Origin of the sequence: Janthinobacterium sp. BJB301 (assembly GCF_002735685.1) — a bacterium.
Classification (GTDB): Bacteria; Pseudomonadota; Gammaproteobacteria; order Burkholderiales; family Burkholderiaceae_D; genus Janthinobacterium; species Janthinobacterium lividum.
The window spans coordinates 850,724-871,687 of record NZ_PDZJ01000001.1 but is presented as its reverse complement, the minus strand read 5'-3'; the positions used below and the strand labels follow the sequence as shown (position 1 = coordinate 871,687).

Below are 20,964 nucleotides of genomic sequence, written 5' to 3'. Positions count from 1 at the left end.
GCAGCTGAGCCGGCATTTGAGCGCGGCTGTCGCCCAGGCGGACTGGGAGGCGATGGAAAAACTCTCGGCCAGCCTGGCGAAAAACATTCCGCTGCTGGCCGAACGTGGCGCATGGAATGCGCTGGAACAAACAGAATTGTTGCAATTGCGCAAAATTCACGCGCAAGCGGTTAAAATTTGCTCTGCGGAAAAAGAACGCCTGGGTCAACACCTGGGTGCATTACAGGCAAATAAGGAAGGTTGGGTCGCCTACGCCGCGCTCGGCGAATACGACTCGGACGGGAATCAAGCATGATCATGAACTTCAACAAGGCGCCGGCCGCTCCGGCAGCGGCGGCCAATGCGGCACCGACACCAGCGTCGGCGCCAGCGCCGGCACAGACGGCCACCTTGCCTGGCACGCCAGGCTATGGCAGCAACGGCGCCGCGCCCTCCGCCCTGCCCCTGTTTGCGCAGGTGCTCGATGTGACAGGCGGGGAGTCGGCCGATGCCGGCACGCCCGCGCCCGCCCCCGTCAAGGATGGCGACAGCGACAGCCAGGTCGACAGCGGCTTGCCTGCCATGGCAGCGCCCGTCATCGGCCTGCCGGTGACGATGCTGCCGCCAACGGACGCGGCCGCAGCCGAGGCGCGCGCCGCCGCGCAGGCACAGACACCAGCCCAGGCGAATGTGGCGCAAGCCAACCCGGCACTCAACATCAGCCTGCATCCGGCGGCAATCACCCTCACCGCACAGGGAACGGCGCTGCCGGCAGGCCGCGATACGCGCGAACCGCTGGCAGCAGCCATCCCGGCGAGCGCCGCCAAGGGCAGCGCGCCCGCACAGCCGTTCGAATCGCTGCTGCAGCAAGCCGCTCCGGCAAGCGCCGTCGCCGCCCCTGCCGCGCGCGATGGCGAACGCAGCGCCGCGACGCCCGCGCCAGCCGCGCCCAACCTGGGCTTGACGGGCGCCATCGGCAATACGGCTACGGCGGCCCCGGCCGGCGATACCATCAAACTCAACGGCCCTGCACAGCAATGGCAGGAACCGCTGCGCGAAGCGCTGGGCGAACGCCTGCAGACGCAGATCGGCCGCAACAGCGAACACGCGACGATCCGCCTCGACCCGCCCATGCTGGGACGCATTGAAATTTCCATCCGCCACACGGCCGGCGCGCTGCAGGTAAACGTCACGGCGTCGAACTCGGAAGTGTTACGCCAGCTGCAAGGCATCGGCGAAAACATGCGCAGCGACCTGGCGCAGCGCCAGTACACCGAGGTAGCCGTGAATATCAGCGCCACCCCGCGCAGCCCGGCCGCCCAGGCGTTTGCCGAAGGCGATGCGCGCGGCCAGCGTCAACCGGGCCGCCAGCAGGATGATGCCGAGCCGGGCCGCGCCCTGTCCGACGGCAGCACTGCCAGTACCACTTACGCCATGCACGAGCGAGAGAGCGCCTGATGAATATGAAAATGAAACTGATCGGCGGCTTTGTCGCCGTGGCAGTGCTGGCCGCCGGCGCGGCTGGCGGCGCCATGTGGTACCTGGCCAAGCCCGTTGCCGGCCATGCCGATGCCACCGAAGCGAAAGCCCCGCCACCGCCCGCCACGGGCAAGAAGGCACGCAAGTTCATCACCCTGGACAAGGTCATCGTGATGCTGCGCCGCGGCCCCGGCGACGGTGAAACGCATTACCTGTCGGCCGACCTGGTGATCGCCACTACCGAGGAAAAGGAAAAGCTGACCAAGGACCACTTGCCGTTGATGCGCTCGATCGCCGTCAGCACCCTGTCGAGCTTTCCGATGGAAAAGGCACAGACCATGACAGTGGAGCAGTATGCCGAACAGATCAACAAGGCCTTCAATGTCAGCTATGAACGCGAGCAGATGGAAAAACCCTTCACCGAAGTCATGGTCGGCAAGCTGATCATTGAATAAGCCAACACGCCAGCCGACCTAGTGGGAGATCCCTTGGCCTATGTAGAGCAATACCAGGAAGCGTATGGCGCCGGCGAATATGCGGCCGCCAGCGCTTGCGCGGCCGTGCTCAGCGTTGCTGAAGAGCAACAACATCTGGTCGCGTACTCCCCTTTGGTGAAACGCATCGTGCGCCAGCTCAATTCGCAGGTGTCGGGCGCCATCGACCGCGACGACATGGAACAGATTGGCCTGATGGGCCTGCTGGAAGCCCTGCGCCGCTACGGCGTGCCGGACCAGTCTTTCGGCAGCTATGCCAGCCTGCGCATCCGTGGCGCCATCCTCGATGAACTGCGGCGCCAGGACTGGCGCCCGCGCGCCGTGCGCCAGGAAAGCCACCGCCTGCGCGACAGCGTGCGCGCCCTGACCCGGCGCCTGGGGCGCGAGCCGCTGGAAGCGGAAATCATGGCGGCCCTGAAACTGACGCCGGAAGCCTTCCAGGAATATCAATTGGCGGAAAACGCCGAGCTGATCGCCAGTTTCGACGAAGTGCTGCAGGAAAGCCTGGGGCAAGCCGACAGCGCACCGAGCCCGGAAGAGCAATTGATGGTGCGGCGCAGCCTGGAACAGGCGCTGCGCACGCTGGACGAACGGGAACAGCGCGTGGTGCAGATGTATTACGAATTCGAACTGAGCTATAAAGAAATTGCCGCCGTACTGGACCTGAGCGACGCCCGCGTCTGCCAGCTCAACAAGACGGCGCTGGGCAAGATGAAAGCCATGCTGCAAGACGCATAAGAGTAAGCAAGATCCATCAAATTGACGCAGCACAATGACGCAGAAAGGCAGTTGACATGGTAATTATCGGTATCTTAATCGTGATGGGGTGTGTATTCGGAGGCTTCGCCCTGATGGGCGGCACCGTCCACGCGATCTGGCAACCGGTCGAGTTGATCATCATCATCGGCGCCGCCGTTGGCGCCCTGGTGCTGGGCAACCCCAAGCATGTACTCGGTGAAATGCTGCACCAGATGCGCAAGATCGTCACGCACAAGAAGCAAGGCTCGGAATTCCAGCGCCAGTTGCTGCTGCTGATGTATGAACTGCTGCAAACGGCCGCCGGCGGCCTGAAGGCGCTCGACGCCCACGTCGAGGCACCGCGCGAAAGCGCCCTGTTCCAGCGCTATCCGCTGGTGCTGGAAGAGCCGAAGCTGCTGGCCTTCATCGTCGACAACTTCCGTTTGATGGCGATGGGCAAGATCAATGCGCATGAGCTCGAAGGCGTGCTGGAGCAGGAACTGGAAGCCATCCACGACGAATTGCTGCAACCGTCGAAGTCCCTGCACAAGATCGCCGAAGCCATGCCAGGTTTCGGTATCCTGGCTGCCGTTCTGGGCATCGTGATGGCCATGAATTCCGTGGCCGACGGCGCCGATGCGGCGGAAATTTCGGAAAAAGTGGGTGCCGCCATGGTCGGTACCTTCATCGGCATCTTCTTTTGCTACGGCGTGCTCGATCCGATGTGCAACATGATGAAGCAATTGGTGGGCGAGGAAGGCTCGACCATGGAATGCGTGAAGGTCGTGCTGGTCACGCACGTGGCGGGCAAGCCGCCCCTGCTGGCGATCGATGCGGGCCGCCGCCTGGTGCAGCTGAACATCAAGCCGAGCTTCGCCCAGCTGGAAAGCTGGATCAATGCGCTGGAAGATGGCGGCGCCGAACAAGAGCAGGGCCAAGGCCGGGGAGGCCGCCGTGCTAAAGCCGCATGAGAAACATGAACAGGCCATCATCAAGCGTGCTGGCCGCAAGCATGACGACGATGGCCATGGCGGCGCCTGGAAAGTAGCGTTCGCCGACTTTTGCCTGGCCCTGCTGTCGCTGTTCCTCGTGCTGTGGCTGATGGCCGCGCGCGAGCAGCAGGCAATGAAGGAAATCATGATGGATGCGTCGGCCAGCAGCCGCCAGGGCGAAGGCCAGGGCGTCATGCCGGAACAGAGTGGCGGTCCGCGCGGCAGCCTGATCGAGCGCTTCCCCATGCCCCGCAAGGGCTCGGGCGACACGCGCACGGAAGGCAAGCAGATGCAGGACGGCAAAGCCGGCTCCGCGCCGCAAAACCAGACCAAGGTCAGCTACCAGTCGCCGGAAGACTTGATGGCCTTGTCGCGCGCGCTCGACAAGCTCAGCGACGAAGCGGGACTCAAGAGCAACCTGCAATCCGTGATCACGCCGTACGGCTTGCGCGTCATGCTGCACGATACGGACAAGCAAGGCATGTTCGTTCGCGGCAGCGCCGTGCCGACCGACCGTTTCCGCAAGCTGCTGCGCCAGATGGGCCCCGTGTTTGCGCAAATGGAAAACCAGATGCTGATCGTCGGCCACACGGATTCCTTGCAATACGCCAATAACGGCTATGAAGGCTATTCGAACTGGACCCTGTCGGCCAACCGCGCCATGTCGGCGCGAGCGCAATTGCTGATCGGCAGCATGAGTCCGGACAGCGTGCTGCAAGTGGTGGGCATGGCCGACCGCGCGCCGCTGGACGTGAAAAACGCCAGCGCCGGCATCAACCGCCGCATCGAACTGTTAATATTGACGCGTGGCCAGGCAGACAGCATCGCCGCCATGTTCGGCATGGCCGGGCAAAAGCCGCAAGGCGACGAACTGCAGGTGGGTGAACCGGATGCGGGCACCTTGCAGCGCCTGCGCGAAAAACTGGGCCTGCCCGCAAAGAAGGAGCGGGATGAGCATGCAAATTAAGGGCAAGGGACAACGTATGAAAATCTCCTCCGGCAATACCGGTGCCGCCGTGCGCAGCAGCGCCGTCGCGCCGGCCGAGGCGATCGCCGAGAACGCGGGCGCCGCTGGCGCCATGGGCGGCTCGTCGGCCGGGGCGGAATTGCAATCGGCCGTGCTGCAACCGGCCATGGCCGCCCTGCGCGCCATGCCCGAGATCGACCACGAGCGCGTGGCCATGCTGCGCGATGCGCTGGCGAAGGGCGAATTGCCGTTCGATCCGTCAAAACTGGCAGGCTTGATCCAGCGTTTCCACGGCGGTGAATCGTGACCGCAGCGCGCAAGGGCATCACGCGCCAGGAAGCCGTGCGCCGCGTGCTGCAAGGCATGAAAGACGACAGCATCGGCTATGGCGCGCTGCAAACCTTATTGGAAGAGCAATTCCAGGCCACCCTGCACCACCGCAGCGCGCAGCTGACGGCGCTGGCCGACCAGGTCATCGCCGCCGTCGAACCGCTCGATGCGCGCCGCCGCCAGCGGGTCAGCCTCGTCACTGCCCTGCTGGGCCCGCAAGGCAACATGTCGCAATTGTTTGCACTGTTACAAGAAGACGCGCGTACGAGCGCCGAACGCGACTGGGCCGCGCTCGAGCAGATGGTGCTTGAATGCAAGCGCCTGAACGCCCGCAACAGTGATTTATTAACAGAGCAGTACAGCATCATGCAGCGCGTGCTGCATGGCGAGGAAGATACGTATGCGCCAGGCTGATTTCCTGACCACCCGCGCCACTGCGGCAACGCCGTCGACGGCAGCCACGTCCGCCGTGCAGAGCAATATGCGCGCCACCGACGCCACCAGTTCCAGCGGCAACTTCAGCAGCGTGTTCCGGCAAGTACAGGGCGAAGTGGCCCGCTTCATCGAACAGGGCGGCGGCAATGCCACCAACCTGAACCCGCAAGGCCGCGCCTACCTGGAACAGAGCCAGCCCGTCAATGTGCTGGGCAGCATCAACCAGGGCGGAGAAATCGGCGAAGTACAGCAGCAATTTCTCGCCTCGATCAAGCCGTGGACGCAAGAAACGGGCGCGCGCCTGGGCGTGGCGCCGGAAATCGTCGCCGCCCACGCGGCACTGGAATCGGGCTGGGGCCAGCGTCCGCTGCGCCAGGGCACGGGCGCGGACACGAATAATCTGTTCGGCATCAAGGCCGGCGGCAAATGGCAGGGCGACGTGGCCAGCAATGTCACCACCGAATACGAGGCGGGCAGCGGCACGGCCCTGAAGAAAACGGAACGTTTCCGCAGCTATCCGGACCAGGCCAGCGCCTTCCGCGACTATGCGCAGGTCTTGCTCGACAATCCGCGCTACCGCGCCGCCCTGAACACGGGTGCCGACGCGGGCGCCTTCGCGCAAGGCCTGGCGCGCGGCGGCTATGCCACCGATCCGAATTACGCCGCCAAGCTGACGCAGCTGGCGACGCGTCTGCAGCGCACGGCCGCCGCAGACTGATTTTCCTTAACGGCTGGGAAGTTCGGCCGGTTCCACCACGCCCGCATCGACCACCCTGGCACGTATCACCGTGCCGCTGGTGGCGTTGCGCACGCGAATCACCTCGCCCAGCGCGCCCGGATCCATCGCTTCGCCGGCCATGCTCACTTCCACCTGCTCCTTGCGCGCCACGATATTCACCGCACTGCCCCGCTTGATCAGCACGGGCGATGCCAGTTGCCCCTGACGCAACACTTCGCCGGCACGCAAACTGCGCCGGCTCGACAGGCCAACGGCGCCGGGCAAGGAGGCAATACTGTCGGGCACCATCGTCACGTCGCGCCGCGCCAGGGTCACGTCGCCCGCCTGCAACGGCGTATTGGCCGTGACGGGGACGCTGGTGACGGCCACCTGGGCCGTGATGCTGCCGCGCGCCAGAATTTCATAACGCCAACCGTTGCTCCCAGGACACACTGCGACAAAGCGCATGCGCTGCGCCGAGCGGCTGTCCGCCGTTTCCAGCGCAACGGGCGCCGCGCACGCCGGCACGGGGCGCGTGCTTTTTACCACGGTGACTTGAAACTGCGGTTCCAGCAATCCGGCCGAGGCTGCCTGCTGCGCCAATTGCTCGCGCGCCAATTGTTCCACACGCGAAAATATATTGTCGGCTGGCAATTCTGCGCGTCCTGCACTACTATATAGGCTGGTCAGTAAAAAGAGGCCCGGAAGCAGTATGTGACGACATTGCGCCTTGTTCCACATCACGGAATAGTTCTCAAAGTAAATCATTGCTAACCTTAATCAAAGATACTGAAGCGGCATGACCTTACCATGCGTCAACATGACCAGGCTGGGATTTTACCTCTGCACCACCTATTTTCTAGCCCGAACCGCAAAAAGCACGAACGAATTCAACACAAAGGATGACCATGGGGATTAATTTCAAGGATGCGCTGGGCGTGCACGCCGATGCGCTCGCGCTGCGTGCCGACCGTACACGCGTACTGGCCGCCAACATCGCCAATGAAAACACGCCCGGCTTCCAGGCCATGGACATGGATTTCGGCAGCGCCCTGCAGCAGCTGCAGGACAACGAAGCCGGCCTGCTGTCGACCGATGACGATGCCAGCGCCCTGTACCGCGTCCCCTATCACCCCAGCCGCGACGGCAATACCGTCGAAATCGGCGTCGAGCAGGCGGCGTTCTCGCAGAATGCCACCGACTTCCAGACCAGCCTGACTTTCGTCAACATGAAACTGAAGGGTCTGTCCAAGGCCATTTCCGGACAATAAGGATCAGCATGAGCTTCCAGGATATTTCCAAGATCGCCGGTTCGGCGATGGCGGCGCAAACCGTGCGCCTCAATACCATCGCCAGCAACCTGGCCAATGCCGACTCCGTGGCCGGTTCCGAAGGCGAAACCTACCGCGCGCGCAAGCCCGTATTTGCGGCCGTGATGGATGGCCCCGGTGCCAGCGGCGCCGGTGGAAGAGTGCAGGTGCTCGACGTGGTGCAAAGCGACGAGCCGCTGCGCAAGGTGTATGAACCGGGCCACCCGATGGCCAATGCCGATGGCATGGTGTTCTACCCCAACGTCAATCAGGTGGCCGAAATGACCGACATGATGTCGGCGTCGCGCGCGTTTGAAACCAATGTCGAAGTTCTGGGCCGCATCAAGTCGATGCAGCAATCGCTCCTCAAATTAGGTGAAGCATAATCCATGGAAACCAATCTCTTTACAAACAACACCAGCGGCAGCAACAGCGGCGGCAGCAATGCCGTCAAGTCGCAAAGCAATGCCACCCAGGATATGTTCACCAAATTGCTGGTGGCCCAGATCAAGAACCAGGATCCCCTCGCACCGACCGATCCGAGCCAGTTCGTCAATCAATTGACGCAGCAGGCGCAGACGGAAGCGATGCAAAATCTGTCGGCGCTGACCAGCGCCAATGCCAGCGTGCTGCAATCGATGCAGGTGCTGGCCCTGGGCGCGCAAGTGGGTTCCGAAGTGATGGTCAACAGCGAAACGGTCCAGCTCGACAAGAGCAAGGTCAGCGGCAGCATCGCGCTCGCGGCCGGCACCACCAAGACCACGGTGACCCTGAAAGGCATCGACGACAAGGAATACAAGATCGAACTGGGCGCCAAAGGTGCCGGCACGGTACCGTTTACCATCGATCCCGTGGCCCTGGGCTTGCCTGCTGGCACCTATACCATGGCGGTGACGACCAGTGGCACCGAAAAACCGACGGTCGACATCGCAGGCAAGCTCAATAGCGTGCGCCTGTCGGCCGGCGGCAGCATGATTCTGAGCGTGTCGAACCTGGGTGAAGTCAACCCTGGCGCGATCACCGGCTTTAACGGTAAGACGGCCTGATCCGCCCTTCCCTTCGTTTCCTGAACACTAATCTCGTCCTTCACTAAAGGAAGTCAACATGAGTTTCGACATCGCCCTGTCCGGTATCCAGTCCATCAACCAACAGTTGAACAGCACCAGTAACAATATCGCCAACGCCGGCACCTACGGTTTCAAGAGCAGCCGCGCCAACTTTTCGGCCATGTACGCCGGTTCGCGCGCCACGGGCACGGAAATCGGCTCGCTGACGCAAAGCATGTCGCTCAATGGCGGCGTGCTGAACACGGGCCGCGCGCTTGACGCGGCCATCGATGGCCGCGGCTATTTCGTCACGCGCGATGCGCAGAACACGATGACCTACAGCCGCGTCGGCATCTTTTCGGCCAGCAATGAAGGCAAGCTGATCGATGCGAATGGCCGCCTGGTGCAAGGCTATGCGGCCGTCAAGGGCAGCACCACGCTGGGCACCATGGGCGACATGCTCATTCCAACGGGCCAGATTCCTGCCGTGGCCTCGACCAAGCTGGCGTATGCCGCCAACATGTCGTCCGAATGGACCGTGAAAACGCCGCCGTTCAACAAGACCAACGAACTGAGCTACAACAGCGCCAAGTCCTCGATCGTCTACGATTCGCTGGGCGCCAAGCACTCGCTGGGCCAGTATTTCGTCAAGACGGCAACGGGCGTGGACGTGCACTACACCTTCGACAACGCCGATGTGACGCCGGTGACGAGCATGACCTTCGACACGAACGGCAAGCTGGTGACCGGCACGGGCGCCACGCCAGTGCTGCCGACGCCGCCTGGCGCGGCGGCGCTGTCGGTCGTCATCGACTACACGGGCACCACCCAGTTCGCCGGCGAAGCCACCACCTCGACCGACCGCGCCGACGGCTACGCCTCGGGCACCTACACGGGCGTGGAACTGGCCGATGACGGCTCCGTCGTGGCGAAATACACGAACGGCCAAAAGCAGAGCATCGGCGTGATCGCCCTGGCCACCTTCCCTGACGAAGGCGCATTGACGGCCGTCAACGATACCAGCTGGGTCGCTTCGACCACCTCCGGCACCGCCATGTATGACCGTCCGGGTGTCGGCATGGCCGGCAAACTGGTGACGAGCTCGCTGGAACAGTCGAACGTCGACATCACCTCCGAACTGGTGGGCCTGATGACGTCGCAGCGTAACTACCAGGCCAACTCGAAGGTCATCTCGACCGAGAACGCCATGCTGCAATCGCTGATGCAAGCGCTGTAATCCACGATACGCAAAGGTAAAGAGCAATGGATGCGCTGATTTATACCGCCATGAGCGGGGCCGACCGTGCCCTGCGGGCACAGCAGGTACACGCCAACAACCTGGCCAACATCGAAACGGGCGGCTTCCGCGCCAACCTGGAAGTGTCCACTGCCCAGCCGTTGCAAAACGGCTATGGCTACGACGACCGCCACATGACGCAGACGCAGTCGAGCGCCATCGGCACGCGCACGGGCGCCATCAAGGAAACGGGACGCGAACTCGACGTGGCCGTCACGGGCCCCGGCTTTCTCGCGGTACAGTGGCAAAACGGCGAAGCCTACACGCGCGCCGGCGCCATGGACCTCGATGAAACGGGCGCGCTGACCATCAACGGCCGGCCCGTGCTGGGCGAAGGCGGTCCGATCACGATTCCCGAGCACACCAGCCTGTCGATCGGCGGCGATGGCACGATTTCCATCCAGGTGCCGGGCACTGCGCAAATGCAGACGGTCGACAAGCTCAAGCTGGTCAACGCCGAAGCGGGCGAGCTGACCAAGAACGAAGCGGGCCTGATCGTGGCGCGCGGCGGCGAAGACCTGCAAGCTGATCCGACGGTACGCATCCGCGACCGCCACCTGGAAGGCAGCAACGTCTCGGCCGTCGAGGAAATGGTCGCCACCATGAGCCTGAACCGCAGTTTCGAGATGCAGATGAAAGTTTTCAAGGCCAGCGATTCCATGACCGAGTCCGGCAACCGCCTGCTGGGCGCTTAAGCCCAACGCCAATCTATTATTAGGAGCAATACATGAATCCAGCAATGTGGATCAGCAAGACCGGCGTGCAGGCACAAGATGCCAAACTGCAAGCCATCGCGAATAACCTGGCCAACGTCAATACCGTCGGCTTCAAGCGCGACCGCGTCGTCTTCGAAGACCTGTTTTACCAGGTCGAGCAGCAGCCGGGCACGCAGCGCGCCGACAACACCCTCTCGCCATCGGGCGTGCAGCTGGGTAACGGTACGCACATGGTCGGCACGCAAAAGGTGTTTACCACCGGCAGCCTGCAAACGACCAGCCGCGAATTCGACGTCGCCATCACCGGCAACGGTTTCCTGCAAGTGCTGCGCCCGAACGGCGAAGCGGCCTACACGCGCGCCGGCCAGTTGAGCCTGAATGAAAACGGCGTGATGGTCAACGCCCAGGGCTTGCCCCTGGTGCCGCAGATCACCGTGCCGAACAACGCCACGGCCATCACCATCGGTGAAAACGGCATGGTCACGGCCACCGTGCCGGGCAATGTCGCCGGTACCGAACTGGGCCAGCTGAACCTCTCCAGCTTCGTCAACCCGACCGGCCTGCTGGCACTCGGTGAAAACCTGTTCCAGGAAACGGCATCGAGCGGCACGCCGACGGAAGGCCGTCCCGGCGAAGGCGCCCTGGGCAAATTGAAGCAATTCGCGCTGGAAGGCTCGAACGTGCAAGTGGTCGAAGAGATGGTCGACATGATCGCTGCCCAGCGCACCTATGAAATGAATACCAAGGTGCTGTCGGCCGCCGACAATATGCTGCAATACCTGGCGCAAGCGGCACGTTGATGAAGGCCGCACTGAAAGCCGGAGCGGCCCTGCTGCTGGTCCTGGCGGCCGGTTGCGCCAGCCAGCCGGTGGCCCCTCTGGCGCCCAGCTTTTCCGATACGCCGCTGCCCGTGGCGCCGCGCAGCGCTGCGCGCGGCGGCGTGGCCGGCGGCGTCTTCAATCCCGATGCGGGCCTGGCCCTGACTTCCGACAGCCGCGCTTTCCGCGTCGGCGACGTCGTCACGGTGGCCCTGCAGGAAACCACGCAGGCGAGCAAGAAGGCGGGCACCTCGTTCAACAAGGGTTCGTCCGTCGGCGTGCAGGCGGCCAATATCCTCGGCAAGACCTTCCCCAAGACGGGCATCGACCTGTCTGCCGACCGCAACTTCGCCGGCGACTCGACCAGCACGCAGCAAAACGCGCTGTCCGGCGCCATCACGGTGATCGTGCAGGAAGTGCTGCCGAACGGCTTGCTGCGCGTGCAGGGCGAAAAAACCCTGACCCTGAACCAGGGCGAGGAATTCGTGCGCCTGCGCGGCTACCTGCGCGCGGCCGATATCGATTCCAACAACCAGGTGTCCTCGTTGCGCATCGCCAATGCGCAGATCGCCTATTCCGGCCAGGGCACCCTGGCCGAAGCCAACAAACCAGGCTGGCTGACGCGTTTCTTCGTCGGCCCATGGATGCCGTTTTAAGGTGACCTCATGAAATTTCGTTCCGCCCTGCCCCTGGCAGCCATGCTCGCTGCGCTGTCCGGCTTTGCCCTGCCCGCCAGCGCCGCGCAAGTGCTGCGCAACCTGGTCAGCATCGAGGGCGTGCGCGACAACCCGCTGGTCGGCTACGGCCTCGTCGTCGGCCTGAACGGCAGCGGCGACACCACGCAGGTGAAGTTTTCCAGCCAGTCCGTGGTCAACATGCTCAAGCAGTTCGGCGTGAAAATGCCGGACGGCGCCGAATCGAAAAGCAAGAACGTCGCCACCGTCATGGTCAGCGCCGTGTTTCCTCCGGGATACCGCCGTGGCCAGGCCATCGACGTGACCGTATCGTCCTTGGGCGATGCGAAAAGCTTGCGCGGCGGCACCTTGCTGCTGACGCAATTGCGCGCGGCCGACAATGAAACGTATGCGCTGGCGCAAGGCAACGTCGTCGTTGGCGGCTTGAACGCCACCGGCAAGAGCGGCTCGTCCGTCACCGTCAACACGCCCACCTCGGGCCGCATTCCCAACGGCGGCAACATCGAGCGCGAAATCCTCAGCGATTTCTCGACCAAGCCGACCGTCACCCTGAATCTGCGCCATCCGCATTTCGAGACGGCCATCAATATCGTCGAAGCCGTCAACCGCCGCTTTGGCGCCGTCGCCACCACCAGCGACGCCACCAGCGTGGAAGTGCTGGCGCCGGAAAACCCGACCCAGCGCGTGGCCTTCATGGCCAAGCTCGAAGCCTTGAGCGTCGATGTCGGCGTCGATACGCCGAAAGTGGTCTTCAATTCGCGCACGGGCACCGTGGTCATCGCCGAAGGCTTGCGCGTGAAAGCGGCCGCCGTCACGCATGGCTCGCTCAAGGTCGTCATTTCCGAAAGCTCGGCCGTCAGCCAGCCGGCGCCGTTCGGCCGCGGCCAGACCACCGTCACGCCGCAATCCAAAGTATCCGTCGACCAGGGCAACGGCAATATGTTCAAATGGCCGGCCGGCGCCAAGCTGCAATCGATCATCGACGTGGTCAACAGCCTGGGCGCCTCGCCCGATGACATCATGGCAATTCTGCAAGCCCTCGACCAGGCGGGAGCCATCGAAGGCGAACTGGTGGTGATTTGATGCTTAATGTAAACGACAGCAGCAGCGCCCTGCCCTCGGCGCTCGACGACCGCTCCCCTGCCGCCGCCACGCCGGCCGATCCGCGCTACGCGGCCAAGGCCACCGAGGCGGCCGTCAAGTTCGAAGCGTTCTTCATCTCGCACATGCTGCGCCAGATGCGTTCGGGCACGCGCGAGATGGCGGGCGAAGACAGCGTCTTCAAGGATCCCATCAACAACGACATGCTGGAAATGGCCGACAACCTGGTGGCCGACAAGATGGCCGGCCAGCGCGCCTTCGGCATCGCCGACGCCATCCTGCGCCAGCTGCTGCCGGCGGCCAGCGCCCCCGTGGCAGCCAAAAGCACTGTCAAGACCGACAATATTGCAGCGCCGCTTAATAAATCCGTCTGAAGCGTCGCCTGTACAAGGTAACAACGATTCAATGCCTGCCCACCAGCACGCGCCACTCTCTTCACGAAAGAAACTTGCCCAATGAGCATCATCAGCAATGCATTGTCAGGCAGCATCGCCGCCCAGGCCGCACTCAATGCGGCCAGCCAGAACATCGCCAACCTGCAAACGGCGGGCTATACGCGCCAGGGCGTGCTGTTGTCCTCGCTTGGTGCCGGCGTGGGCGTGCGCTCGGCCGGCAATGGGGTGGAGGTGTCCGCCCTGCTGCGCTTTGCCGATGCTTATAAGAGCCAGCAAATGTGGCGCGCCGCGTCCGACCAGGGCGCCCGTTCGCAGACCCAGCCTTACCTGACGCAGCTCGAGCGCGTGATGGGCGACGATGCTTCCAGCATCAGCAACGGCATCGACGGCTTTTTCGCCGCCCTCAACGCCTCGGCCGTCGACCCGACCTCGACGCCGCTGCGCCAGCAGATCGTCACCTCCGCCGACGCCATGGCGCAGCGCTTCAACAGCATCAGCACCGTCATGGGCAACCAGTTGCTGTCGGTGCAGCAGCAACGTGCAGCGATCGTGCCGCAAGTCAATACCACCCTGGCCAATATCGCCGCGCTGAACCAGCGCATCAGCACCTCCACCGCCGCCGGCACGAATGTGTCGTCGCTGATGGATGCGCGCGACCAGCTGATCGACGGCCTGGCCTCGCAAATGGGCATCGAGGTCCTCGACCAGCCGGACGGTTCGCGCAATATCGCGCTGAAGTCGGGCCAGCCGCTGGTCATCGGCAGCCTGGCCGGCACCATGAGCAGCAACATGACGAACACCGGCGAACAGACGCTGAGCCTTGATTTCGCCAAGTCCTCGTACAAGCTCGACCCGATCGCCATCGGCGGGCAGATGGGCGGCCTGGGCGAGTTCGAGCAAAATACCCTGAAACCGCTGCAGCAGTCGCTGCAAGACATGGCCACCCAGTTGACCAACAAGGTCAACGCACAGCTGGCACTGGGCAAGACCATGGCCGGGACCCCAGGTGGTCCCCTGCTGGCCTACGCAAATGGCAAGCTGAGCATTACCCCCGGCTTCAACGCCAAGGACCTGGCCCTGTCGCTGACGGGCCAGGCCGGCGACAGCGGCAACTTGCAGAAATTAATCGAGATCAAGAATCAGCCGATCACCGTCAGCTGGGTGGGTTCTGTCCTGATGAGCGACGCGGATACGCAGCTGGTCGGCAAGCTGGGCATCTACAGCCAGCAGAACCAGGCCTTGCTGAAGACGGCCAACACGGTGCGCGCGCAAGCGATCGACGACTGGAAGTCCACCAGCGGCGTGAACAAGGATGAAGAAGCGATGAGCCTGGTCGAATTCCAGAATATGTATCAAGCAAACATGAAAGTCATTTCCGTGGCGAATAGCTTGTTTGACGCCACTTTGCAAATGATGGGTTAAGGAGAAGATCATGCGTGTCGCCAGTAGCCAGTACCAATCGCTGATCAATATTTCGCTTCAGCAAAATCAGGAACGCATCAACTTCCTGACGCAGCAAATGTCTTCCGGCTTGCGCATCCAGCTGCCATCGGACGATCCGATCGGCAACGTGCGCATTTCGCGCCTGACGCGCGAGCAAGCCATGGTCACGCAGTACCAGGACAATATCGCCACAGTGAAAGTGCGCCTGCTGAAGAATGAAAACTACCTGTCGAGCATGGTCACCGACATGGGCCAGGCGCGCGACTTGCTGGTATGGGCCGCCGACGGCAGCAATACGCCGGGCGACCTGAATGCGATGACGCAATCGCTGACGGCCATGCGCGACAGCGTGCTGTACACGGCCAACCTGAAAGACCAGGAAGGCCGCTACATGTTTTCCGGCACAGCGACCGACCAGCCCGCAATCAAATACGACCCGACGGCAGCCGCCGGCTCGCGCTACAGCTACATCGGCAACACCGACACGCAGACCGTGGTAGTGGGCAATGGCGTGACGCAGGCGGCCAACGTCGACGTGAAGAACCTGGAAGTGTGGCTCAACAAGATCGACCAGGTCATCACCACGCTCGGCACGCCGGGCGTCAACCCCAACGACCCGGCAGTGCGCGCCATCGTCAGCGACGGCCTGGGCGGCACCGATGATGGCATGGATTTGCTCTCTGGCAAGATCGCCATCTTCGGCGGCGCGCAAAACATCCTCACCACGCTGTCCGGCAACCTGGCCAATGTGTCGCTGTCGAACAATTCGGCCCTGCTGGACCTGAAAAAGACCGATATGGGCGCGGCGGCGATTGAACTGACCGGCTACCAGACGGCCCTGCAGGCAACCTATAAAGCCTACACCAAGGTTGGCACTATTTCCCTGTTTGATCTTCTCTGACCATCATGCAAATCGTTCAGACTTCCTCCTCTTCCGGCGTCAATGCCAAAGGCGCCGGCACAGCCCGCGTCGTCGATGACGCGTCCGCCGCGGTCAAAAGCGGTGCCAGCGCGCGCAGCGAGGCGCCGGCAGCGAGGAGTTCGACGGCGAGCCTGCAGCGTGGCCTGAGCAACTGGGATCACCAGCTGCAGGGGGAAATTTCTAACGCACAACAAACCCTCGACTACCTGGAACGCAGCAGCAGCCAGTTGCAAGCGCTGAAAAGCGAACTGGCGGCCAAGCTGGCCGCGCGCCAGGGACGCGAAGGGCAAGTCGAAGCCAGAGTACGCCAGTTCAGCAATACCTGGCGCCAGCGCGCCAGCGCCTCGGGCGGCACGCTCGATGCACAGCTCGGCTATACCAGCCCGCAGGCGGCACAGCAGAACTTCAGCATCCGCGGCCTGACCATGGCCAGCCTGCAGGAAGGCCCGCAGGAAGTGCTGGCCTTTTCCGTCGGCGGCGCGAGCCAGGCCTTGCGCTCGGTGAATATCGAACCTGGCCTGAGCGAGAACGAAATCGTCTCCCGCTTCGACCGCGCACTGATGCCGTCAGGCATAGGCGTCAAGCTGGGCGAGAATGGCGAACTGGTGTTCAGCACGTCGGAAGCGGCCTGGGCCAGCGTGCGCGACAGCCTGTCCGTGCGCGGCAGCGGCATCCGCTACCCGACCGGCCAGATGAGCCGCGTGCGCACGGATGCGGAACCGGCCGCCATCGCCCCGGAAGAATGGAGTACCGGCGACGTGGAAGCCCTGCGCGCCACCTTGCAGCAAGTGGTGCAGGCGCTGGCGCAATTGCAGGCGGCGCGCAGCTCCGTCAGCCTGGCCCTGGCGCAAGCGACGGGACGGGTCGCCCGCGCGCAACCGGTGCAGCAAGTCAACGTCAGCATGGATACCTTGGCGGAAAACTTCACGGAAAAAGCCAGCCAGCCCGGCTATGAATCACTGCTGGCGATCAGCTCGGCGCTGGTCGGCATCAGCCGCGAGCGCGTCGTTGCGCTGCTGGGCCTGGAATAACCCACTGCCGCGTGCGCTGACTTGGCGCACGCGGCAATAATGGGGCGCACCCCCTAGCTCAGGACGGTGGAAATCCGTAAGATGCTGCTGTCGCTGGCGCTTTATCCCATACGCCAGCGCATCCCGTCATCCACCTCCGGAGTTCCCTTGATAAAGACCGCCGCCCGGCTGATCAGCTACGCCCTGCTGGGCAAATCCGGCAAGCCCCCCCTCGATATCGCCAAGGTGCGCAAGGTATTAATTTTGCGCAACGACAAGATCGGCGACATGATCGTCACCACGGCCCTGCTGCGCGAACTGAAGAAAAACTATCCGCACTGGCAGATCGACGTGGCCGCCAGCAGCGCCAACCGGGCGGTGCTCGCCGATAATCCGCATGTCGGCGAAATCCTCATCTGGGACAAGCAGCCGCTGCTGCGCGACTTGCGCACCACCATCGCCGAGCTGCGCCGACGCCGCTATGACGTCATCTTCAACCCCTACAACCGCTTTTCGATTCCCTTGCTGCTGCGCATCAAATGGCTGGGTGCGCGCTATTTGACGGGCTTTGCCATTCCCAAGTACGGCACTTCGACGGCGAATCTGGGCATGTTCGACCATACGGTGCCCTGCGACCGCAGCCGCCACATCCTGCACAGCTATTTCGCCACGTTCGGGCAATTTGAGCTGCGCGACATCGATATGCGCTATGAACTGTTCGGCGTGGACGCGCACGCGGCACGGGTCGATGCCGCCTGCGACACCCTGCTGCGCACGCATGAAGGCCTGTTTTGCCTGAATTTCCAGGGCAGCAATGCGCAACGCACGGTCAGCGTGGCCGATGCCCAGCGCTGCTGCGCGGCCCTGGCGGCGCGCTACCCGCGCCATGCGCTGCTGGTGATCGCCGCGCCGGGCACCGAGGCGCGCGCCGCCGAGATCGTGCGCGGCGCCGGCCATGCCAACGTGATGGCCGCGCCGCCCACCGGCCACATCCTGGAGCTGGCGGCCCTGATCCGCCGCTGCGAACTGGTGCTGTCGCCCGACACCTCGGTGATCCACATCGCCTCGGCATATGACAGGAAGATCGTCGGCTACTACATCCGCACCGACAACTACCGCTGGTTCTATCCGGCCAGCCGCCATTACCGCGTGATCCTGGCGCCCGGCCTGACCCTGGCCACGGTCAGCGCCGCCGAGACCCTGGCCGCCGTGGAACAGCTGATGCAGGACGATGGGCAGGCGCAAGCGACGCTTCAAGCCGCCGGCTGAGCCGCCAGCAGGCCATCCATCTGCCCCGCCAGCAGCGCGCGGGAAAAGAAATATCCTTGCGCATAGTCGCAGCCGGCGGCGCGCAGCAAATCGCGCTGCGACGCCGTCTCCACGCCTTCGGCCACGACTTTCACGCCCAGCCGCTGCGCCAGTGCAATGATCGCCTCGCACAGGCCCAGCCCGGCATCGTCGCGTCCCAGTTCGCCGACCAGCGAACGGTCGATCTTGAGAAAGTCGATATCGGCCTTCTTGATGCATCCCAGCGATACCTGGCCGCTGCCGAAATCGTCGAGCGCCAGCGCCAGGCCCATGGCGCGGAACTGGCGCAGGCGGTCGCTCACCTGGCGCGCCTTGTCGAGCAGCACGGCTTCCGTTGTTTCGATGACGATGGCGCCCGGCGCCAGGCCCGCCCGCGCCAGGGCATTGCCCCAGTCCTGGTACAGCGCGGCGTCGCAGCGGAATTCCACGGGCGACTTGTTGATACAGATCGGGAACAGGGCGCCATGCTCGCCCTGCCACTGGCGCGCCTGGCGCACGACCTGCTGAAACACCCATTCGCCGATATCGATGATCAGGCCGTTTGCCTCGGCAAAGGCGATGAAATCGGCGGGCACGAGCAAGCCGCGCAGCGGATGGCGCCAGCGCAGCAGCGCCTCGGCCCGCTCGATCGTGCCATCGCACAGGCGGATGATGGGCTGGTAATGCACTTCAAACTGCTCCTGCGCCAGCGCCAGGCGCATCTCGCGCACCGTGGTGCGGCGCAGGTCGGCCGCCTGCTGCAAGGCCGGCGTGAAATAGCTGTAGCCGTTGCGCCCCGCACTCTTGGCGGCATACATGGCCTGGTCGGCATGCCGCAGCAAGGTTTCCGTTGCCTCGGCGTCGGCCGGATACAGCGCCACGCCCACGCTGGCGGACACTTGCGCCGTGTCGCCGTCGAGCACGAAAGGCAGGGCCAGCGCCGTCGTCAGTTCCTGCAGCACGCGTTCGATGCCGCCCAAGTGCCCCACGCCGGCCAGGATGACGGTGAATTCGTCGCCCCCCAGGCGCGCTACCGTGTCGGTGGCGCGCACGCGCTCGCTGATGCGCAGCGCCGCCTGGCGCAGCAGCATGTCGCCCTTCTCGTGACCGAGGCGGTCATTCACCTGCTTGAAATGGTCGAGGTCGATGAACAGCAGGGCCAGGCAACCGCCTTCGCGGCTGGCGTGGCGCGCCTCGTGCTGCAAGCGGTCGAGAAACATGTGGCGGTTCGGCAAGCCCGTCAAGGGATCGAAATTGGCTTGCCGCCAGATGCGCTCGGACGCGGCACGCTGGGCCGTGATGTCGCTGACGAGCGCCAGCGCGCCCAGGTAGGTGCCGCTGGAATCGAAGATGGGATTGGTGGCCAGGGTGGCCCACAAGGTGCTGCCGTCACGCCGCAGGAACTTGAATTCGTGGCGCTCGGCGATGCCATCCTGGCGCCGCGCAATATTGCGTTCCAGGATGGCGCGCCCCTCGTCATCCATGAAGGCGGCCAGCGGCTGGCCCAGCATATCCTCGATCTGGCAACCGAGCATGTGCGCCATCTTCGGATTGACAAAGCTGGTCAGCGCCTGCGCATCGATTTCCCAGATGCCCTCCTCGGCGCCGTGCACGATGCGCCGGAAGCGCTCTTCGCTGCGTTCGAGCGCAGCCAGCTTGCCCTCGGCCTGCTCCAGCACCAGGCGCAGCGCCTGGCCGTTCGGATCTGCGCTGCCCAGCAGGCTGACGGGCAAGCCCGCCTCGCGCGCGCCAGGGCGAAGCCGTACCTGCAGCTGGATGCGCTCGGGCTCGCTGCTATTGAGCACGCGCTGCACGAACTGCTCGAAATCGTGGCGGAACGCCTCGTGCACATACGAACGGAACAGCACGTGGCCAAGGCGCTCGCGCACCAGGCCGAACAATTCGGCCGCCACCAGGTTGACCTGCACGATCGCGCCATCGAGGCCGAGCACGAAATAGGCGACAGGCGCCAACAGGTATAAATCGTTGAAATAGGCTTGCTCGCGTTCGGCCTTCACCCGTTCCGGACTGAAGACGCCATCGTCAAGCAGGGGCGCGGCATGCCCCAACACGCCGTCATGGCTGTGCTGGGAGGAATCCGGATCAGGTACCGCGAGCGGTGGTATGTCCATGGCTATCCTTTGCACCGCCGCCCTGGCAACCAGGTGGGTGCAGTTGCAAGACTAGCATGCGCCACGCGCAGTGTCGAGCCAAGCCTGCCATGGATGCCACTTCTGCAACAAGGCCGTTCAGCGCCCCATGCGGCTGCGGCGCAAGCCGAAATCATGGCCCACCACCAGCAAGGTGCTCGCTACCAGGCTCGATAGCCCCACGATCAGCTGGATCAATTTATCATCAGGCAAGATCCACAGCGACGAATCCGGCGTCTCGCAGCCCGTGGCCGCGCTGATCAGGGGAGACACCCAGGCCGCGTCCGGCGTCACGTCGAGCACGACGGCGCCGTCGGCGCTGGTCTGCATATAGATGTCGCCGCCTTCGGCCAAAGTAAAGCAGATGCCCACGCCCGTTTCCGTGGCACGAATATTGTCCTGCATGCTGCGGTTATGTTCTTCGATCCACACTTCCACGTCGTATGGCGTTTCCAGGTGCTCCCACGGACGGGGGCGAAAACGGGGACGTTCGTCCGCACTGGCGGGGGTGTCGGGAACCTCGGGGATATTGCTGTCTGCTGCGCCTTGCATGCTCGTTGACCTTTTCTGCGGTGATGCGGCGGGACCGGTTGCCTGCCAGCCGCCATTATCCACCGTTCAGGGCAAGCATGGTATTCCTAC

Annotated in this window: 25 protein-coding genes; 22 read left to right on the top strand and 3 right to left on the bottom strand. The window is 63.6% G+C overall.

The features are described 5' to 3' along the window. The first annotated feature begins 52 nt into the window (after nt 1–52). The 9 genes from CSQ91_RS03950 to CSQ91_RS03910 are packed head-to-tail and all read left to right on the top strand — an operon-like array spanning nt 53 to nt 6,132. The gene (locus tag CSQ91_RS03950; protein ID WP_225317290.1) at nt 53–295 is read left to right on the top strand and encodes a hypothetical protein; all 243 of its coding nucleotides are present in this window, start codon (nt 53–55) and stop codon (nt 293–295) included. Then, nucleotides 292–1,437 (top strand): flagellar hook-length control protein FliK, encoded by a 1,146-nt coding sequence (locus CSQ91_RS03945; RefSeq protein WP_099387439.1) that lies wholly within the window; start codon nt 292–294, stop codon nt 1,435–1,437. The genes CSQ91_RS03950 and CSQ91_RS03945 overlap by 4 nt, the downstream gene beginning before the upstream one ends. Continuing rightward, the gene (locus CSQ91_RS03940; RefSeq protein WP_081345405.1) at nt 1,437–1,913 is read left to right on the top strand and encodes a flagellar basal body-associated FliL family protein; all 477 of its coding nucleotides are present in this window, start codon (nt 1,437–1,439) and stop codon (nt 1,911–1,913) included. Before CSQ91_RS03945 ends, CSQ91_RS03940 begins: the two co-directional genes overlap by 1 nt. Nucleotides 1,914–1,946: 33 nt before the next feature. After that, nucleotides 1,947–2,690, top strand: coding sequence for a FliA/WhiG family RNA polymerase sigma factor (locus tag CSQ91_RS03935; RefSeq protein ID WP_034787845.1), 744 nt, complete (start codon nt 1,947–1,949; stop codon nt 2,688–2,690). Nucleotides 2,691–2,746: 56 nt separating this feature from the next. Beyond that, entirely contained in the window at nt 2,747–3,661 is a 915-nt protein-coding gene (motA, locus tag CSQ91_RS03930; RefSeq protein ID WP_034757817.1) for a flagellar motor stator protein MotA, read from the top strand. Then, complete coding sequence (locus CSQ91_RS03925; protein WP_034787914.1) at nt 3,645–4,649, top strand: flagellar motor protein MotB; 1,005 nt, start codon at nt 3,645–3,647, stop codon at nt 4,647–4,649. The genes motA and CSQ91_RS03925 overlap by 17 nt, the downstream gene beginning before the upstream one ends. A 16-nt stretch (nt 4,650–4,665) precedes the next feature. Continuing rightward, on the top strand, nt 4,666–4,956 hold the full coding sequence (gene flgM / locus CSQ91_RS03920; protein ID WP_034757812.1) for a flagellar biosynthesis anti-sigma factor FlgM: 291 nt from the start codon (nt 4,666–4,668) through the stop codon (nt 4,954–4,956). After that, complete coding sequence (gene flgN, locus CSQ91_RS03915) at nt 4,953–5,393, top strand: flagellar export chaperone FlgN (RefSeq protein WP_099387437.1); 441 nt, start codon at nt 4,953–4,955, stop codon at nt 5,391–5,393. The genes flgM and flgN overlap by 4 nt, the downstream gene beginning before the upstream one ends. Beyond that, the gene (locus tag CSQ91_RS03910; RefSeq protein WP_099387436.1) at nt 5,380–6,132 is read left to right on the top strand and encodes a glycoside hydrolase family 73 protein; all 753 of its coding nucleotides are present in this window, start codon (nt 5,380–5,382) and stop codon (nt 6,130–6,132) included. The genes flgN and CSQ91_RS03910 overlap by 14 nt, the downstream gene beginning before the upstream one ends. Nucleotides 6,133–6,138: 6 nt before the next feature. Here CSQ91_RS03910 and flgA read toward each other — a convergent pair whose 3' ends face one another. Further along, on the bottom strand, nt 6,139–6,786 hold the full coding sequence (gene flgA, locus CSQ91_RS03905) for a flagellar basal body P-ring formation chaperone FlgA (RefSeq protein ID WP_099387435.1): 648 nt from the start codon (nt 6,784–6,786) through the stop codon (nt 6,139–6,141). A 254-nt stretch (nt 6,787–7,040) separates the two neighbouring features. On the opposite strand from flgA, the gene flgB reads away from it, so the two are divergent. From flgB to CSQ91_RS03840, 13 genes are all read left to right on the top strand, one after another. After that, nucleotides 7,041–7,403, top strand: coding sequence for a flagellar basal body rod protein FlgB (gene flgB / locus CSQ91_RS03900; protein ID WP_034758109.1), 363 nt, complete (start codon nt 7,041–7,043; stop codon nt 7,401–7,403). 8 nt (nt 7,404–7,411) lie between these two features. Continuing rightward, nucleotides 7,412–7,828: a flagellar basal body rod protein FlgC gene (flgC, locus tag CSQ91_RS03895; protein WP_034757795.1), complete on the top strand. Its 417-nt coding sequence runs from the start codon at nt 7,412–7,414 to the stop codon at nt 7,826–7,828. 3 nt (nt 7,829–7,831) lie between these two features. Continuing rightward, a complete protein-coding gene (locus tag CSQ91_RS03890) occupies nt 7,832–8,488 on the top strand; it encodes a flagellar hook capping FlgD N-terminal domain-containing protein (protein ID WP_099387434.1) in 657 nt (218 codons plus the stop codon). A 58-nt stretch (nt 8,489–8,546) separates the two neighbouring features. Further along, complete coding sequence (locus CSQ91_RS03885; protein WP_034787837.1) at nt 8,547–9,725, top strand: flagellar hook protein FlgE; 1,179 nt, start codon at nt 8,547–8,549, stop codon at nt 9,723–9,725. A gap of 26 nt (nt 9,726–9,751) precedes the next feature. Further along, the gene (locus CSQ91_RS03880) at nt 9,752–10,480 is read left to right on the top strand and encodes a flagellar basal body rod protein FlgF (protein ID WP_034787834.1); all 729 of its coding nucleotides are present in this window, start codon (nt 9,752–9,754) and stop codon (nt 10,478–10,480) included. Between the two features lie 32 nt (nt 10,481–10,512). Further along, entirely contained in the window at nt 10,513–11,301 is a 789-nt protein-coding gene (flgG, locus tag CSQ91_RS03875) for a flagellar basal-body rod protein FlgG (protein ID WP_170846442.1), read from the top strand. Then, on the top strand, nt 11,301–11,975 hold the full coding sequence (gene flgH, locus CSQ91_RS03870; RefSeq protein ID WP_034787828.1) for a flagellar basal body L-ring protein FlgH: 675 nt from the start codon (nt 11,301–11,303) through the stop codon (nt 11,973–11,975). The genes flgG and flgH overlap by 1 nt, the downstream gene beginning before the upstream one ends. A 9-nt stretch (nt 11,976–11,984) precedes the next feature. Continuing rightward, on the top strand, nt 11,985–13,097 hold the full coding sequence (locus tag CSQ91_RS03865) for a flagellar basal body P-ring protein FlgI (RefSeq protein ID WP_034787825.1): 1,113 nt from the start codon (nt 11,985–11,987) through the stop codon (nt 13,095–13,097). Further along, complete coding sequence (locus tag CSQ91_RS03860; RefSeq protein ID WP_070279208.1) at nt 13,097–13,489, top strand: rod-binding protein; 393 nt, start codon at nt 13,097–13,099, stop codon at nt 13,487–13,489. Before CSQ91_RS03865 ends, CSQ91_RS03860 begins: the two co-directional genes overlap by 1 nt. Nucleotides 13,490–13,570: 81 nt before the next feature. Continuing rightward, on the top strand, nt 13,571–14,932 hold the full coding sequence (gene flgK / locus CSQ91_RS03855; RefSeq protein ID WP_070279207.1) for a flagellar hook-associated protein FlgK: 1,362 nt from the start codon (nt 13,571–13,573) through the stop codon (nt 14,930–14,932). A gap of 10 nt (nt 14,933–14,942) precedes the next feature. Then, complete coding sequence (gene flgL, locus CSQ91_RS03850) at nt 14,943–15,854, top strand: flagellar hook-associated protein FlgL (RefSeq protein ID WP_099387433.1); 912 nt, start codon at nt 14,943–14,945, stop codon at nt 15,852–15,854. Nucleotides 15,855–15,859: 5 nt separating this feature from the next. Beyond that, nucleotides 15,860–16,906 carry a hypothetical protein gene (locus tag CSQ91_RS03845; RefSeq protein ID WP_244965461.1) on the top strand — a complete coding sequence of 349 codons (1,047 nt, stop codon included), beginning with the start codon at nt 15,860–15,862 and terminating at the stop codon, nt 16,904–16,906. A 147-nt stretch (nt 16,907–17,053) separates the two neighbouring features. Then, nucleotides 17,054–18,154, top strand: a complete 1,101-nt coding sequence (locus tag CSQ91_RS03840) for a glycosyltransferase family 9 protein (RefSeq protein ID WP_180278338.1) — start codon at nt 17,054–17,056, stop codon at nt 18,152–18,154. On the opposite strand, the gene CSQ91_RS03835 is transcribed toward CSQ91_RS03840, so the two are convergent. Together CSQ91_RS03835 and CSQ91_RS03830 are read right to left on the bottom strand one after the other, a co-directional pair. Continuing rightward, the gene (locus CSQ91_RS03835) at nt 18,139–20,304 is read right to left on the bottom strand and encodes a putative bifunctional diguanylate cyclase/phosphodiesterase (RefSeq protein ID WP_180278337.1); all 2,166 of its coding nucleotides are present in this window, start codon (nt 20,302–20,304) and stop codon (nt 18,139–18,141) included. The genes CSQ91_RS03840 and CSQ91_RS03835 overlap by 16 nt on opposite strands. 117 nt (nt 20,305–20,421) lie before the next feature. Next, nucleotides 20,422–20,874: a hypothetical protein gene (locus tag CSQ91_RS03830; RefSeq protein WP_034787797.1), complete on the bottom strand. Its 453-nt coding sequence runs from the start codon at nt 20,872–20,874 to the stop codon at nt 20,422–20,424. Nucleotides 20,875–20,964: the final 90 nt, after the last annotated feature.